This window comes from Lactiplantibacillus plajomi (assembly GCF_005405405.1).
GTDB lineage: Bacteria > Bacillota > Bacilli > Lactobacillales > Lactobacillaceae > Lactiplantibacillus > Lactiplantibacillus plajomi.
Window position 1 is genome coordinate 34,866 of the sequence record NZ_BJDZ01000020.1, and the last position, 14,664, is coordinate 49,529.

The 14,664-nt window shown below is 49.2% G+C and carries 13 protein-coding genes; 8 read left to right on the top strand and 5 right to left on the bottom strand.

What is annotated here, in order from left to right:
* The first annotated feature begins 143 nt into the window (after positions 1-143).
* The 4 genes from clpX (at position 144) to FFM82_RS09120 (ending at position 3,091) form a co-directional block, all read left to right on the top strand.
* Positions 144-1,409 (top strand): ATP-dependent Clp protease ATP-binding subunit ClpX, encoded by a 1,266-nt coding sequence (gene clpX, locus FFM82_RS09105; RefSeq protein ID WP_137645524.1) that lies wholly within the window; start codon positions 144-146, stop codon positions 1,407-1,409.
* 182 nt (positions 1,410-1,591) lie between these two features.
* Positions 1,592-2,185 carry a ribosome biogenesis GTP-binding protein YihA/YsxC gene (gene yihA / locus FFM82_RS09110; protein WP_137645525.1) on the top strand — a complete coding sequence of 198 codons (594 nt, stop codon included), beginning with the start codon at positions 1,592-1,594 and terminating at the stop codon, positions 2,183-2,185.
* A gap of 1 nt (position 2,186) precedes the next feature.
* The gene (locus FFM82_RS09115) at positions 2,187-2,483 is read left to right on the top strand and encodes a nucleoside triphosphate pyrophosphohydrolase family protein (protein ID WP_137645526.1); all 297 of its coding nucleotides are present in this window, start codon (positions 2,187-2,189) and stop codon (positions 2,481-2,483) included.
* Between the two features lie 200 nt (positions 2,484-2,683).
* Positions 2,684-3,091, top strand: coding sequence for an iron-sulfur cluster biosynthesis family protein (locus FFM82_RS09120; RefSeq protein ID WP_137645527.1), 408 nt, complete (start codon positions 2,684-2,686; stop codon positions 3,089-3,091).
* A 73-nt stretch (positions 3,092-3,164) separates the two neighbouring features.
* Here FFM82_RS09120 and FFM82_RS09125 read toward each other — a convergent pair whose 3' ends face one another.
* Positions 3,165-3,332, bottom strand: a complete 168-nt coding sequence (locus FFM82_RS09125; RefSeq protein WP_137645528.1) for an SPJ_0845 family protein — start codon at positions 3,330-3,332, stop codon at positions 3,165-3,167.
* A 204-nt stretch (positions 3,333-3,536) separates the two neighbouring features.
* Between FFM82_RS09125 and FFM82_RS09130 the strand changes: the two genes are divergently transcribed.
* The 3 genes from FFM82_RS09130 to uvrC all read left to right on the top strand — a co-directional run bounded on the left by FFM82_RS09130 (position 3,537) and on the right by uvrC (position 7,727).
* Positions 3,537-5,012 (top strand): ABC transporter substrate-binding protein/permease, encoded by a 1,476-nt coding sequence (locus tag FFM82_RS09130; protein WP_137645529.1) that lies wholly within the window; start codon positions 3,537-3,539, stop codon positions 5,010-5,012.
* Entirely contained in the window at positions 5,005-5,745 is a 741-nt protein-coding gene (locus tag FFM82_RS09135; protein WP_137645530.1) for an amino acid ABC transporter ATP-binding protein, read from the top strand. The genes FFM82_RS09130 and FFM82_RS09135 overlap by 8 nt, the downstream gene beginning before the upstream one ends.
* 167 nt (positions 5,746-5,912) lie before the next feature.
* Positions 5,913-7,727, top strand: a complete 1,815-nt coding sequence (gene uvrC / locus FFM82_RS09140) for an excinuclease ABC subunit UvrC (protein ID WP_137645531.1) — start codon at positions 5,913-5,915, stop codon at positions 7,725-7,727.
* Between the two features lie 149 nt (positions 7,728-7,876).
* Here uvrC and FFM82_RS09145 read toward each other — a convergent pair whose 3' ends face one another.
* The 4 genes from FFM82_RS09145 to FFM82_RS09160 all read right to left on the bottom strand — a co-directional run bounded on the left by FFM82_RS09145 (position 7,877) and on the right by FFM82_RS09160 (position 13,008).
* The gene (locus tag FFM82_RS09145; protein WP_225425669.1) at positions 7,877-9,202 is read right to left on the bottom strand and encodes a metallophosphoesterase family protein; all 1,326 of its coding nucleotides are present in this window, start codon (positions 9,200-9,202) and stop codon (positions 7,877-7,879) included.
* 138 nt (positions 9,203-9,340) lie between these two features.
* Positions 9,341-11,308: a PTS fructose transporter subunit IIABC gene (locus tag FFM82_RS09150; RefSeq protein WP_137645533.1), complete on the bottom strand. Its 1,968-nt coding sequence runs from the start codon at positions 11,306-11,308 to the stop codon at positions 9,341-9,343.
* A gap of 30 nt (positions 11,309-11,338) precedes the next feature.
* The gene (gene pfkB / locus FFM82_RS09155) at positions 11,339-12,256 is read right to left on the bottom strand and encodes a 1-phosphofructokinase (RefSeq protein WP_137645534.1); all 918 of its coding nucleotides are present in this window, start codon (positions 12,254-12,256) and stop codon (positions 11,339-11,341) included.
* A complete protein-coding gene (locus FFM82_RS09160) occupies positions 12,253-13,008 on the bottom strand; it encodes a DeoR/GlpR family DNA-binding transcription regulator (RefSeq protein WP_137645535.1) in 756 nt (251 codons plus the stop codon). The genes pfkB and FFM82_RS09160 overlap by 4 nt, the downstream gene beginning before the upstream one ends.
* Positions 13,009-13,256: 248 nt before the next feature.
* Between FFM82_RS09160 and obgE the strand changes: the two genes are divergently transcribed.
* Positions 13,257-14,552, top strand: coding sequence for a GTPase ObgE (gene obgE / locus FFM82_RS09165; protein ID WP_137645536.1), 1,296 nt, complete (start codon positions 13,257-13,259; stop codon positions 14,550-14,552).
* Positions 14,553-14,664 lie beyond the last annotated feature (112 nt).

Sequence of the window (14,664 nt, forward strand, 5' to 3'; positions counted from 1 at the left end):
GTTCAACCGAGTAGACAAATAATTTCGGCTTTATTAGGGGACATGTTATAGTAATGGACGAAGCAAACAGTGCCCAAGCTGGTTTTAGCAGGGGGTTTCTGTTATGATTGATTCATGGAAAGACATCGATGAGGTGAGAATGAATGTTTGAAAATACCGAGACAAATGGTCCCGTTAATTGCTCGTTCTGTGGGAAGTCCCAAGATCAAGTTAAAAAGATTGTGGCCGGTCCCGGCGTCTATATCTGTAATGAATGTATCGATTTATGTAAAGAAATTATCGACGAAGAGTTCAGTGAAGAACGCTCACACGAATTAACAGATATCCCGACGCCTAAACAAATTGTTGACGAGTTGGATCAATACGTCATTGGTCAGGATGAAGCCAAGCGGACCTTATCCGTTGCGGTTTATAACCACTATAAGCGGGTTAAAGCGATGACGGATGATCAGGATCAAGACGAAGACGGTCCTGAACTACAAAAGAGTAACATTAGTTTAGTTGGTCCGACCGGTTCCGGGAAGACGTTCTTAGCACAAAGCTTAGCGCGGATCTTGGACGTGCCGTTTGCGATTGCGGACGCCACGACCTTAACGGAAGCCGGTTACGTTGGTGAAGACGTTGAAAATATCTTATTGAAGTTATTACAAAACGCCGATTACGATGTTGAACGTGCCGAAAAGGGCATTATTTACATTGATGAAATTGATAAAATTGCCAAGAAGAGCGAAAACGTGTCGATTACGCGGGATGTTTCCGGTGAAGGGGTTCAGCAAGCCTTACTGAAAATCTTGGAAGGGACGATTGCCAACGTGCCGCCGCAGGGTGGTCGTAAGCATCCCCAACAGGAATTTATCCAAATTGATACGACCAACATCCTCTTTATCGTTGGTGGGGCTTTTGATGGCATCGAAGACATTGTTAAGCGCCGCTTAGGGGATAAGACGATTGGTTTTGGTACCGACACCGATGGCAAAAACGCGGTGCTGTATGATACTAAGAGTCTGATGCAACAAGTCGTCCCAGAAGACTTGCTGCAGTTCGGGTTAATTCCTGAATTTATCGGCCGGTTACCAATTCTAACTGCTTTGGAACGGTTGACGGAAGACGACTTGGTCCGGATCTTAACGGAACCGAAGAACGCGTTAGTTAAACAGTACCAACGGCTCCTTGCCTTAGACGGTGCTGAATTAGACTTCAAGGAAGACGCTTTACGGGCAATTGCCCAGGAAGCCCTTGCGCGCAACACCGGTGCCCGCGGGCTACGGTCAATTATTGAAGACACGATGCGTGATATCATGTTCGATATTCCGAGTCGTAAGGACGTTAAGAAGGTCATTATTACGCGCGAGACGGTCGACAGTCATGCCGAGCCTGAATTAGTCTTGGAAGACCAGAAAGCTTCTTAAAAGCGTTATTAATGGCAGTTAGCGCACAATTAGCGTAATTGTGGTGCGTAAGATGGCAGTTTCAAGGGTCGCAGGACGCTTGTAACTGCCTTCTTTGTGCGTTTAGTGGCTAAGCGTGCTGCTGAACGTACGTTAAAGTATGTTAGAATGGGACCAGACTAATTTGTAAGGGAGTTATTTTGATGGAAGTGCATAACGTTGAACTTGTTATGAGCGCGGTCGCGCCTAGTCAGTACCCCACGACCGGCTATCCGGAAATTGCGCTTGCCGGGCGGTCAAACGTTGGTAAATCATCACTGATCAACGTTTTGATCAATCGGAACAGCTATGCGCGGACGTCGAGTCAGCCAGGTAAGACCCAAACCTTGAATTTCTATAAGGTCGAGGAACAGCTGTACTTTGTCGACGTACCGGGTTATGGTTACGCCAAGGTGTCGAAGAAGGACCGCGCCAAGTGGGGTAATATGATTGAAACCTACCTGACGAGCCGGGAAACTCTCCAGGGCGTCGTGATCCTAGTTGACGCCCGGCACGCGCCAACGAAGGATGACGTTGCCATGTACGAGTGGATGCGGTATTACGAGATGCCAATTTTAGTGGTCGCAACTAAGAGCGATAAGATTCCGCGTGGTAAGTGGAATAAGCAAGAAAGTTTAATTAAAAAAACGCTCGGGTTCCAAGCAAATGACGATTTTATCGCCTTTTCTGCCAAAACCAAGACGGGTAAAGATGCCGTTTGGCAATGGATCGAAGCGCACACTGTGGGAGGGCACTAGTTTGGAATTTAATGACTATCAATCGTTGGCAAACCGAACGTTATACGGTAATGAACAGGTCTTGACGAATTTATCACTCGGGCTGGCTTCTGAAACTGGTCAAGTTGTTGACCTAGTCAAGAAATACACGTTTCACGGCGAGCGCCTGAATAAGGACCAGCTGACTAAGCAAATGGGTGACGTACTCTGGTATTTATCCCAAGTTGCGGAGTGGGCCGACATTCCGTTTGACGAAGTCGCGCAACAAAATATTACGAAGTTAAATCATAAATATCCAAACGGAAAACCGGCTAAGTAGGCTAGCCGTTTGGGGCGAGGGGCTGCGATTCGCAGCCCTTTTTTGTTGATTGCAATTACTTGTCTAGTCAGTAATTATCAGGTATGTTGAGGATGTGGTGAGTCGCTTTGGTTGCATTCGGTTAGTAAACGCGGTATTCTTATAACTGTCGAAAAGGATTGTACACAACTTAATTGTTGCCACGGAAAGGATGTTGTTTAATGAAAATTAATATCAAAGATGATGCACAAGCTTACTTAGCTGATAAGATTCCTGCTGGCAGTCGGGTTATTTTAACCACTGACGACGGTTCGAACAAGTATTCCAGCCTAGGTGGGAGCTGTGCCATTGGGAACAAATTCCAATTGGTGATTTTAAAGGATGCGGATCCGGACTACACGACGACTTTGGAAAATAACGCCGGCTACGAAATGAGCACCGCACCGGCGGATGAAGCGTACTTAGGTAACGGCTTAAACATCACCCGTTGGCATAACGCTTTAGCGTTGAAGGACGACAGTGGTATGTTGGACGGGGCCTTGTCAGTCGTGGATTGGCGGGACGTTTCACCCGAAACCGAAGCTGAACGGCGCGAAAAGATGAAGACGATCGGTACTAAAATTTGTTAATTAATAATTAGCGGGATATCCGCAAACGAAAAGGGGGTTGATTCCAGTTCGGAATTAACCCCCTTTTTTAGTATTATTTAGTTGAATCTTGGTTTTCTTTGTCGGTTTGTTTCCGCTTGGCGTGTTCATCGATTGTCTTTTGAACGGCTTCGGTCGACAGTTTGTCCTTATCATCGGGACCAATCGCGAACTTTTCGAATAACTTATCCAAGTTATCTTGACGTTGTACCTTCAAGCTCATAGAATCATTCCTTTCGTTTACCGCTAATCATAGCAAATTTAGCCCGGTTTGTCAGTTATTCGTCTTTTATGCATAAATTGGGGCTTAAAGGCTGTATAAACGTTAAATGATGCATAAAATAAAGGATTTTTCAAAAATACTTGCATAAATAATCATAAGCGACTATACTTTACACTTGTAAAATTAAAACAAAGGAGAACGCTTATGAAAAAGAGATTCGGGTTATTATTAGCAATCATTGTTGCGTTATTCATGACGGTCGTGCCGCTTAATGCTCAGCACGCCCAGGCCGCGGATAATTCGCTAGCTGAGATTCAGAAAAAGGGGACGTTAGTCATGGGGACCTCGCCAGACTATCCGCCTTACGAATTTCAAGCGACCGTTAACGGCAAGAGTACCGTTGTCGGGATGGATATTCAAATTGGGAAAAAGGTTGCCAAGGACTTGGGCGTGAAGCTCAAGGTGAAATCAATGTCCTTTGATTCTTTGCTGGTTGCTTTGCAAACTGGGAAAATCGACATGATCATTTCCGGGATGAACCCGACCCCCGCACGGCGGAAAAACGTGGCGTTTACCCACGTCTATTACCAGGGTGGTTACAGCATCGTGGTCAACAAGACCGACAAGGCGAAGTACAAAGACAAGGATTCCTTCAAGGGTGGGACGTTAGCCGCTCAAACCGGGACGACCCAGTACAATGCGATTAAGAAACAAACCAGTGGCACCAAGACTAAGGGGATGACGTCCCAATCCGACTTGATTTTAGCCTTACAAAGTCACAAGGTCGACGGGGTCGCAATGGAAAAACCATCTGCTCAAGCCTACGTTTCTAATAACAAGAGCTTGGCGTCAATTCCTAGTCACTTCAATATGAGTTCTTCGGCAACTAGTTCGGCGATTGCGTTCCGGAAAGGGTCGACCAGCTTAGTCAATGAAGTCAACAAGACCGTTGATCAAATCAAGAAGCAGAACTTAGTGAAGAAGCAATACTTGCCGGCTGCCGGGAAGTACCTCAAGACTAATTCGGTCGATACGTCGATGCCCCATTACTGGAAGGCGTTCGCAACCGGGGTTGAATATACGTTGATCATCACCGTTTGTTCCGTCTTCTTCGGGTTCATTATTGGGATCTTATTAGCGCTCGCACGGATGGCCAAGGGTAACCCGCTTAAAACTGCGTTACGGTGGTTAGCAACGGCCTACGTTGAATTCATTCGGGGCACGCCAATGATGGTTCAAGTCATGTTCGTTTACTTTGGCCTCGGGTTGTTTGTCAATTTACCAGCACTGACTTCCGGGATTATTGCGATTTCACTGAACTCGGGGGCTTACGTGGCTGAATACATTCGTGGTGGGATCAATTCCGTTAACATTGGTCAGACCGAAGCCGCACGAAGCCTCGGGATGTCCAACGGTGCAACGATGCGCTACGTAATTTTACCGCAAGCATTGAAGAACATTTGGCCATCGTTAGGGAACGAATTCATCACGTTGATCAAGGATAGTTCGATCGTGTCGATTATCGGGGTTACCGAATTGATTTATCAAAGTAACATCGTCCGTTCCGACACTTACCGTGGGGTTGCCCCGATCGTGGTCATCATGGTCTTATACTTCATCATGACCTTTACGGCATCACGGATCTTGAACTACTTCGAAAGGAGAATGCAACATGACTAAACCAGTAATCGAAGTTGAATCACTCGCTAAGAGTTTTGGCGATAATCACGTTTTAAAAGACATTACGGAAAAGGTGGAACCCGGTCAGGTGATCGTGGTCATTGGCCCTTCCGGTGGTGGGAAGAGTACCTTCTTGCGGTGCCTGAACTTGTTGGAAACGCCGACGAGTGGCAAGGTCGCGTTTGAGGGTCAGGACTTAACGACGTTGGATACTAAGAGCGTTAACTCCCTCCGTGAAAAGATGGGGATGGTGTTCCAAGGCTTTAACCTCTTTCCAAACATGACGGTGCTGGAAAACATTAAGTTGGCGCCGATGAAGGTTAAAAACGTGGACGACGCGTCCGCAACTAAAACGGCCCACGAATTATTGCAACGGGTCGGTTTGGAAGATCACGCGGATGCGTTCCCAAGTAGTTTATCCGGGGGCCAAGCCCAACGGGTCGCGATTGCCCGCGCGTTAGCGATGAATCCTGAAGTGATGCTGTTTGACGAACCAACCTCCGCTTTGGACCCCGAAATGGTTGGTGAAGTGTTGAACGTTATGCAGGAATTGGCGAAGGACGGGATGACGATGGTCGTCGTTACTCACGAAATGGGCTTCGCCAAGTCGGTGGCCGACCGTATCTGGTTCATGGCTGACGGCTATATTCAAGAAGACAGTACGCCGGACGAGTTCTTCTCCAATCCGCAAACTGAACGTGCTAAAGATTTCTTATCCAAGATTTTAATATAAGCTAATAACCCGAGCTCCTATTCACGGGCCCAAACGCGGTGACGTCTTAATTCGACGTGACCGCGTTTTTTATGTGCCTACCCGGGTTCTCCGGGCAGTTTGCTTGAGCCCCGTCATGGCGGGCGGTATACTAGTAATACTAAATTAAAAAGGAAGGACGGCGCCCAATGGCTTCAGCACACATTGAACATAAGCTAGCGCTCTTACCAGATTTGCCTGGTTGTTATTTAATGAAAAATCTCAACAGCCAGATCATTTACGTGGGTAAGGCGAAGAACCTTAAAAACCGGGTGCGGTCATACTTCAAGAGTAGCCACACTGGTAAAACGGCGCGGTTGGTTTCTGAAATCGCGGACTTCGAATTTATCGTGACGTCGACCGATAAGGAAGCGTTCCTGTTAGAAATTACTCTGATTCAAAAGCACCAGCCGTATTTCAACATTAAGCTTAAAAAGGGGACCGGTTACCCGTACATTAAGATTACGAACGAACGCGACCCGCAGATTTTGATCGTCAGCGACGTTCGCAAAGACGGCGGCTACTACTTTGGGCCGTACCCGAACGTGTACGCGGCCCAAGAAACCGTCAACTTTATTCAGAAAGTTTACCCGTTGCGCCGGTGCCATGGTTATCAGGGCCGGCCGTGTCTGTATTACCACATGGGGCAGTGCTTGGGGGCCTGCTTTAAGACGGTTCCCGAAAGCGCCTATGCGGAGCAGATTCAACATATTAAATCGTTCCTCAACGGTCACGTTGATACCGTTAAGCGGGAATTGACGCAGCGGATGGAAGCGGCCTCGGCGGAGTTGGAATTTGAACGGGCGGCGGAGTTACGTGACCAGTTGACGTACATTGAAATGACGGTTGAAAAGCAAAAAATCATTTCGAACGATAATACGCCACGCGACCTGTTTAACTTTTTCATGGATAAGGGCTGGCTGTCGATTCAAGTCTTCTTTATCCGCCAGGCCCGGTTGATGAAGCGCGAAAAGCGGCTGTTTCCGGTCGTTTCCACCGCTAACGAAGAATTCACCAGCTTTATCTTGCAATTTTATAATCGTAAGAATAACGTCTTACCACGGGAAGTGCTAGTTCCAAAGGGTTTGGATAAAAAAGTCCTGAGTGATATTTTAGGTATTCCGGTTCGGACCCCCCAGCGTGGGCAAAAGCGCGATCTGTTAGAAATGGCTGAAAAAAATGCGCGCATCGTGCTGGAGGAAAAGTTCCGCTTGTTGGAGCTGGATGAACGGAAGACGACCGGTGCGATGAAGGAAATTACCGATGCGTTGGGTATTCCGGAAGGTCACAAAATCGAAGCTTTTGACCATTCGCATATTCAGGGGGCGGACCTGGTCTCGGCCATGGTCGTCTTTACGGATGGCCAGCCGAATAAGAAACTGTACCGCAAGTATAAGCTGAAATCCGTGGACCACGCGGACGAGGCGGCTTCGACCCGTGAAGTCATTCGCCGACGGTACACGCGGCTCTTAAAGGAACACGCGCCGCTGCCCGACTTGATTTTAATGGACGGTGGCGATATTCAACTGGACGCGGCTAAGGACGTGTTGGAAAACGAGTTGGGTATTGACACCCCGGTGGCGGCGATGGTTAAAAATGAACACCATAAGACGGCCGATTTATTAAAGTCGGCTGGGGACCAGCACCTGCACTTGGATCCTAAAAGTCAGGGTTTTTACTTGTTACAGCGGATTCAAGACGAAGTTCACCGCTTTGCCATCACGTTCCACCGGCAAGTCCATACGAAGCACTCACTCAGTTCACGGCTAGATGAGATTCCGGGGGTCGGCCCAAAGACCCGCAATAAGTTGTTACGTAAATTTGGCTCGATGCCAAAAATCGCGGCGGCGCCGGTCGAAGAAATTCAGAAACTGGGAATTTCTAAGAACGTTGCCCAGACCGTTAAGTTCTCGTTAGCGGGCGCCGGGGTGACACCGAAGCACTATCAAAAGGGTGCCACGTAGTCCGTTAGTCACGACTTTTAACCCGAACGTAAACGATAAGCATTGGATGATTAACATTCGATGCTTTTTTTGTTGAGCGGCTGTCTGGGCGAAATGAAGTATAGAAAATGGCTGCTGACGGCTTGGACCGTCAACAGCCATTTTTCAGCTTAGCGGGTGGCGCCCCGCCAATTCAAATTATTTTTCAGACTGTTAGTTCTCAAAATGAAACTGCGAAAGGGCGTGTCTTTCGGCATGGCTTGCCATTCGTCGAGTAGTTTGGCGTCTTTAATCGGGGTCCCGCGGAACATGGCGATGTTAGCCCGGCCCATCCCGTCCGCGAGGCGTTTCATTTTGGCCGTAGACAGGTTACTCTCACCGCGGCCCTCGTAAAGTTGGGCGAGGGCGGCGTTGTAGCCAGAGGCGTACAGGACGTCGTGGTCGTACTTGCGGTAGGTGGCCGCCGCCGTTTTCCCCTGGTGGGTTTGAATATAATCACTGACGTTAAGCCGGGTCGCGTGGTAACGGGCTTGCCCGCTTTTTTGGTTGACGGTCAACGTGCCGTAGTAGTGTGGAGCGATGATGAGCGAACCGCTCGCAATGTCAGTTAAGCGCGTCCCGTTAACTTGCTGGTGGGTAATGTTTTGCGCGTGAATGTGCCCGGATAGTGATAACTTGATGCCCGCCTTGGTGAAGACGTCGCGAACCTGATCCGCGTAACCAATCGTGTAGTCCTGGTGAATCATGGTGTGGTCCATTGTGTTGTGGTGGAGCACCGGAATCACGGTGGCCCCTTGCTTTTTAGCCCGTTGGCCGACTTGTTTGACCCATTTGAGAGTGCCATCGTTAAGGCCACCGCCAACGGTTGCACTGCCTTGCTGGTAGTTACCGCGGTAGATAGCGGAGTTCAGCATTAAAAACCAGGTCTTTTTGCCGGGTTTGACCAGGTAGCTGAGGGAGTTGCTGTCGGTTTCAGCGGCTTGGGCGTAACCGTCCTGGTGGTAAACCTTTTTAAATTGTTCGGGGCTGACACCGTCGACTTCGAACTGTTGTTTACCTTTAAACCGGCGGGCAATCGGGTTATTGATGTCGTGGTTTCCAGGGACGACGTAGGGTTGGATGTGCGCGGTGCGTAAGCGCTTTAATTGTTTAGCAACGTAGTCATGGCTAGCACGTTCGCCGTTATTGGTTAGATCACCGCTGAGAATTACGACGTCCGGCTTGGTTTTTAATGCTTGCTGAACGAAGGCGCGCAGGATGGTTGCACTGTATTTTAAGTCGGCACCGCCGTCGTTGGCCGCGTAGGTGTCAAAGGAATTACCGTTATCGTGAAGCGTTGGTGCAATCGTATGATTATCACTTAGGACCATGGCGGTTATCTGCCGGGCGTTGCTAGGTGCCGGACGGGCCGCCGACTTAGCGTGACATCCGCCTAGGAAGAGTAGGAAGAGTAGGGCGAGTAGGCCGCAAGTGGTGAGGGTGCGTTTTAAGGTCAAGGTTATCGTCTCGTTTCTCATTTATTAATAAATTAATTATACGCGTTTACCAGCTTTGGTTGGAAACAAATTGTTTGGAATAAAAAAAGTTCTCCGCAATTAGTTTGCGGAGAACTTTGATTAAACGGTTATTTTAACTTAAGCGGCTTTTTTAGCTGGTTTCCAAATTCCAAGGATGACACCGGCAATCACAGCACCGATAACGGTTGCGGCGATGTACCCCCAGATGTTAGTAGCCAGGAGTGAGACCCAAAGGCCACCGTGAGGAGCTGGAACGGAAACGTTCCAAAGTTGGGTTAAACCACCGGCAACGGCGGCCCCAACGACACTTGAACCGATAACGTGCAGCGGATCAGCCGTAGCAAACGGAATGGCCCCTTCGGTAATGAAGGAAATCCCGAGTAACCAGTTTGAAATCCCGGCCTTACGCTCGTCGTCGGTGAACTTCTTCGGCCAGAATGACGTGGCAATCGCAGTGGCCAACGGTGGTACCATCCCACCGGCCATAACGGCGGCCATCAAGTTACCATCGTTCGTCGCGGTAAAGGCACCGGTAGCGAAGACGTAAGCGGCTTTGTTGAATGGGCCCCCCATATCGATCGACATCATGCCACCGAGGACTAATCCCAAGATGACCGCGTTCCCGGTACCCATTGAGTTCAAGAAGTGGGTGATCCACTGGTTGATAACGGAGAAAATCGGGTTAACGATGAAGAACATCAAAGCGGCGATGATCAGTAAGCCTAAGATTGGGAAAATCAACATTGGCTTCATCCCATCCAATGATTGTGGGATGTGCTTGGTCCACTTCTTCATCCAAACGGTAATGTAACCGGCAAGGAACCCGGCAACTAACCCACCTAAGAACCCAGCCGGACTCTTAGCGTTAGCAGCGATTGAAGCGGTGTAGACCCCACCGTACGCGCCGGTGTAAACCGTGGCCATAAACCCACCAACGAACCCAGGCATTAGGGCAGGGCGGTCACCAATTGATTCGGCGATGTAAGCGGCCAAAACGGGAACCATGAAGGCGAACGCCATGTTACCAGCTTGGTTGAAGAAGGTAAAGGCGAGGCTCTTGCTACCGGCGAATTGTTCAATAATGAAGGAGAGGGCCATTAAAATCCCACCACCAACAACGAATGGCAACATGTGGGAAATCCCGTTCATTAAGTCCTTGTAAACTTCGCCCCAGATGCTCCCGTTAGCGTTGCCTTCGCCTTCGTCATCAGCGGCACCACCATCGGCATCGTGATAAACTGGGGCTTTGCCGGAAAGGGCTTCTTGAACGAGGGCGTCGGCTTTGTTGATTCCGTCGATAACGGGGCGGTTAACGAGGTGCTTACCGTCAAAGCGGGCCATTTTGACCTTCTTATCAGCGGCAATCACGACCCCGTCAGCGTTCGCAATTTCGTCGGCGGTCAGTAAGTGCTTGACCCCTTCGGAACCGTTCGTTTCGATTTTGATGTCAACCCCAGCGGCTTCACCGGCTTTGATCAAAGCGGCTTCGGCCATGTAGGTGTGGGCGATCCCGTTTGGACAAGCGGTGACCCCAACGATGTAAGGGCGCTTTTCGGTCGCCTTAGCACTGCTTTCAGCAGCCTTTTTAGCAGCTTGGGCAGCTTCGTCCTTGGCGTCCTTTTCTTCCTTAGCAGCTTGGGCGTCGGCGAAGAGTTGTTGAACTTCGTCGGGTGTCGTTGCGGCTTTCAGCTTCGCAACCAAGTCCGGGTTGATCAGTAAGCTGGAAAGTGAGGCGAGGGCGGCCAAGTGGGTGTTGTTAGCACCTTCGGGAGCGGCAATCATGAAGAAGAGGTGCACTGGTTGACCGTCGAGGGCGTTAAAGTCGACCCCGTCCTTGCTTTTCGCAAAGAGGACGGTTGCACGTTGAACGGCCTTATCCTTAGCGTGGGGCATGGCGATACCGTCACCGATCCCAGTGGTGGATTCAGCCTCCCGTTTGATAATGTCCTGCTTGTAAAGGTCTTCGTCGTTAATGACGCCTTGTTCGGCATATTTATGAACTAATTCATTAATCGCTTCGTCCTTGGTCTTGGCTTGCATGTCCATGATCATGACGTCTTTTAATAGTAAGTCGCGGATATCCATAATATGTGATAACAGTCCTTTCTGAGTGGATTAGTTAGTTAATTGTTCAATCTTAATTTGTGGTAAGATTTCGTCGATCTTGGCGCGGGTCGCAATGTCTTCGGAGAAGGCGGTTGCGGAACCACAGGCTAAACCGTAACGGAAACTTTCGACCGCGTCGTGGGTCTTAGCAAAGGTCCCGACGAAGCCACCGATCATTGAATCACCGGCACCGACCGAGTTGATAACCTTACCCTTAGGGGCGGCGCTAAAGTAAACCGCGTCCTTGGTGATCAGGAGCCCACCATCACCGGCCATTGAGATCAACACGTGTTGGGCGCCTTCGCTCAACATCCGTTTACCAGCGGCAATGATGTCCGCCTGGCTATTGAAGGTGGTGTGATAGTAGTCTGCCAATTCATGGTTGTTAGGTTTAACCACCAGCGGGTGACTCGGCAAGGTCTTCTTTAAGGCTTCACCAGTCGTATCGATCACGAAGTTGGCACCGGCAGCCTGAACTTTTTGAATAATATCATAATAGAAACTGTCGGGTAGGCTAGGCGCCAGGCTCCCGGACATGACGACCACGTCAGCGGGAGTCAAATGGGCGAGTTCCTGGTAGAACGCATCAATTTCCGCCGCCGTAATGTCCGGACCGGCACCGTTTAATTCGGTTTCTTCGTCGGCGTGAATCTTAACGTTGATCCGGGTATCGTCAGCAATCTTCGTGAAGTGGCAATCCAAGCCCTTTTGCTTGAGGGCGTCGCTGATGAACGTACCGGTGAAACCGCCGAGGAACCCGAGCGCTTGGTTCGGTTGTTCAAGGTCGTTTAAAATTTGGGACACGTTAATGCCCTTGCCACCAGGTAACTTGGCGGTATGTGCTAACCGGTTGACACTGCCCAGTTCCATGTGGGGTAGTTGAACCACGTAATCAATCGATGGATTGACGGTAATGGTGTAAATCATGATTGAACCTCCTGAATCGCTGTAAGTGGTTGGTATTGCTCAGCCAACGTTGGGGTTAACTGGTCGGTGATGATAATTGCACTGGATAAATCACCGACGCGCGCAAACGAAACGTGGTCAAACTTGGAGCTATCGACCAAAATGAAACTTTCTTCACTTTGGGCAATTGCGGTCTTTTTAACGACCGCTTCGTCGGGATCGGGCGTTGTTAACCCAAACTTCGGGTGGACACCGTTAATTCCCAAGAAGACTTTGTTGAAGCGGTATTCCTGCAACGATTTGACGGCTTCGGGACCAATGACCGCTTTGGTCACGTCCTTCAGCTTGCCACCTAGTAGGTAGGTTTGAATGCCCATGTCAGCCAGGGCTGACGCGTGCACGACCCCGTTAGTGACAACGCGTAGGTTATAACTCGGATTAAGGTGGTGAATCATTGCCAGAGTCGAGGTACCGGCGTCTAAGTAAATGACGTCATCGACTTGAATGTTGGCGACCGCCTGTTGCGCAATCCGGTCCTTTGCGTCGACGTTGCGCGAAACCTTATCGTTCATCGCGGGTTCTTCTTGGAGTGAGTTCATATACTTCGCGCCACCGTGGACGCGAACTAATTCACCCTGTTCCTCTAACTGCTGGAGGTCACGGCGGGCCGTTGACTCTGAACAGTTCGTGTTCGAAACAATGTCCTTGATTTTAATAATGCCCTTGAAGCGGATCGTATTTAAAATGTACTGTTGTCGTTCCTCTGTAAGCATTTTCAAATCCCTCCGCATAATAATATACCCGTTGCACCGTCAAAACGCAACAAAAAACACCAAAAAACGTCAAAAAAGTTCAAAACCGGTCATGACTTGCACCTTTTTAAAAATTCGGTCAGCCTGAACCCACGGATTCTGCGGAACTTTTGACTGTTTGGCGGAAGATTTGTATACTAGGTCAGGTATCTAATTTCGCACGAGCATTTTCGTAGATAAATAATATAGAAGAAACAGGGGAAAAAGACATGTTTGTTGATCAAGTTAAAGTAGATGTAAAGGCCGGTAACGGTGGTAACGGCATGGTTGCTTTCCGCCGTGAAAAGTTCGTGCCTAACGGTGGCCCGGCTGGCGGTGACGGCGGTCGTGGCGGTAGCGTCGTGTTAGTGGCTGATGAAGGGTTACGCACGCTGATGGATTTCCGGTATACGCGCAAGTTTAAGGCCGATAACGGCGGTAACGGGATGATTAAACAAATGACCGGGCGTTCAGCCAAGGACATGGTTATTCACGTTCCACTTGGTACGGTCGTGACCGATGCTGATAGCGGTGAATTAATCGGTGACATTACCGATAAGGACCAGCAGTTGGTCGTCGCCAAGGGTGGCCGCGGTGGCCGCGGTAACATTCACTTCGCGAGCCCCAAAAATCCGGCACCGGAAATTTCAGAAAACGGTGAACCCGGTGATGAACTAACCATTCGAATGGAATTGAAAGTGCTGGCCGACGTTGGCCTAGTTGGCTTCCCGTCCGTTGGTAAATCAACGTTATTGTCGGTTGTCACGAGTGCCAAGCCTAAGATTGCGGCTTACCACTTTACAACCCTGGTGCCTAACTTAGGGATGGTCCGCCTAGATGACGGTCGTGACTTCGTGATGGCGGACTTACCCGGATTAATTGAAGGGGCCGCTAACGGGGTCGGACTTGGGATTCAGTTCCTACGTCACATTGAACGGACCCGCGTTATTTTGCATTTAATCGATATGAGCGGAATTGAAGAAAATGATCCGTTCGAGGATTACCTCAAAATCAATCATGAATTGACTAGTTATGACCCGGACTTGTTGAAGCGACCACAAATCGTCGTTGCAACGAAGATGGACATGCCGGATGCCCAAGCTAATTTGGACAAGTTTACGGCTAAGTTAAAGGCGGACGATACGTTGGCAACGACGCCGGCTATTTACCCGATTTCATCAATTACGCAACAAGGAATCAAGGCGCTATTGGCGCAAACGGCCGACTTACTCGATCAGACGCCACAATTCCCAATCAAGGGTGTTGATGACTTGAAGCACCGGGATTACACGACCGAAGCCAGTCAGGACTTCACGATTGATAATCCGGAACCGGGCTTGTTCGTCTTATCTGGTGAAAAGCTAGAAAAGCTCTTCAAGATGACCAACCTCGACCACGAAGAAAGTCTGATGCGGTTTGCGCGTCAATTACGTGGGATGGGTGTCGACGACGCGTTGCGGGCAGCCGGTGCGCAAAACGACGATACGATTCAAATTTTAGATTACTCTTTCCAATTTATGGATTAATTCAGTCAAAAACGGGGCTGTGACATAACTAGCCTCTGTATAAGCAAATAGGACGAGAAACCGAATTTTGGTTTCTCGTCCTATTTGCTTACGCTTTTGATTTTTAAAACTG

Bases quoted from the DNA above. Each gene is read 5' to 3' on its own strand.
- clpX (WP_137645524.1), top strand. From the start codon at position 144: ATGTTTGAAAATACCGAGACAAATGGTCCCGTTAATTGCTCGTTCTGT.
- yihA (WP_137645525.1), top strand. From the start codon at position 1,592: ATGGAAGTGCATAACGTTGAACTTGTTATGAGCGCGGTCGCGCCTAGT.
- FFM82_RS09120 (WP_137645527.1), top strand. From the start codon at position 2,684: ATGAAAATTAATATCAAAGATGATGCACAAGCTTACTTAGCTGATAAG.
- FFM82_RS09125 (WP_137645528.1), bottom strand. From the start codon at position 3,332: ATGAGCTTGAAGGTACAACGTCAAGATAACTTGGATAAGTTATTCGAA.
- FFM82_RS09130 (WP_137645529.1), top strand. From the start codon at position 3,537: ATGAAAAAGAGATTCGGGTTATTATTAGCAATCATTGTTGCGTTATTC.
- FFM82_RS09135 (WP_137645530.1), top strand. From the start codon at position 5,005: ATGACTAAACCAGTAATCGAAGTTGAATCACTCGCTAAGAGTTTTGGC.
- uvrC (WP_137645531.1), top strand. From the start codon at position 5,913: ATGGCTTCAGCACACATTGAACATAAGCTAGCGCTCTTACCAGATTTG.
- FFM82_RS09150 (WP_137645533.1), bottom strand. From the start codon at position 11,308: ATGGATATCCGCGACTTACTATTAAAAGACGTCATGATCATGGACATG.
- pfkB (WP_137645534.1), bottom strand. From the start codon at position 12,256: ATGATTTACACCATTACCGTCAATCCATCGATTGATTACGTGGTTCAA.
- FFM82_RS09160 (WP_137645535.1), bottom strand. From the start codon at position 13,008: ATGCTTACAGAGGAACGACAACAGTACATTTTAAATACGATCCGCTTC.
- obgE (WP_137645536.1), top strand. From the start codon at position 13,257: ATGTTTGTTGATCAAGTTAAAGTAGATGTAAAGGCCGGTAACGGTGGT.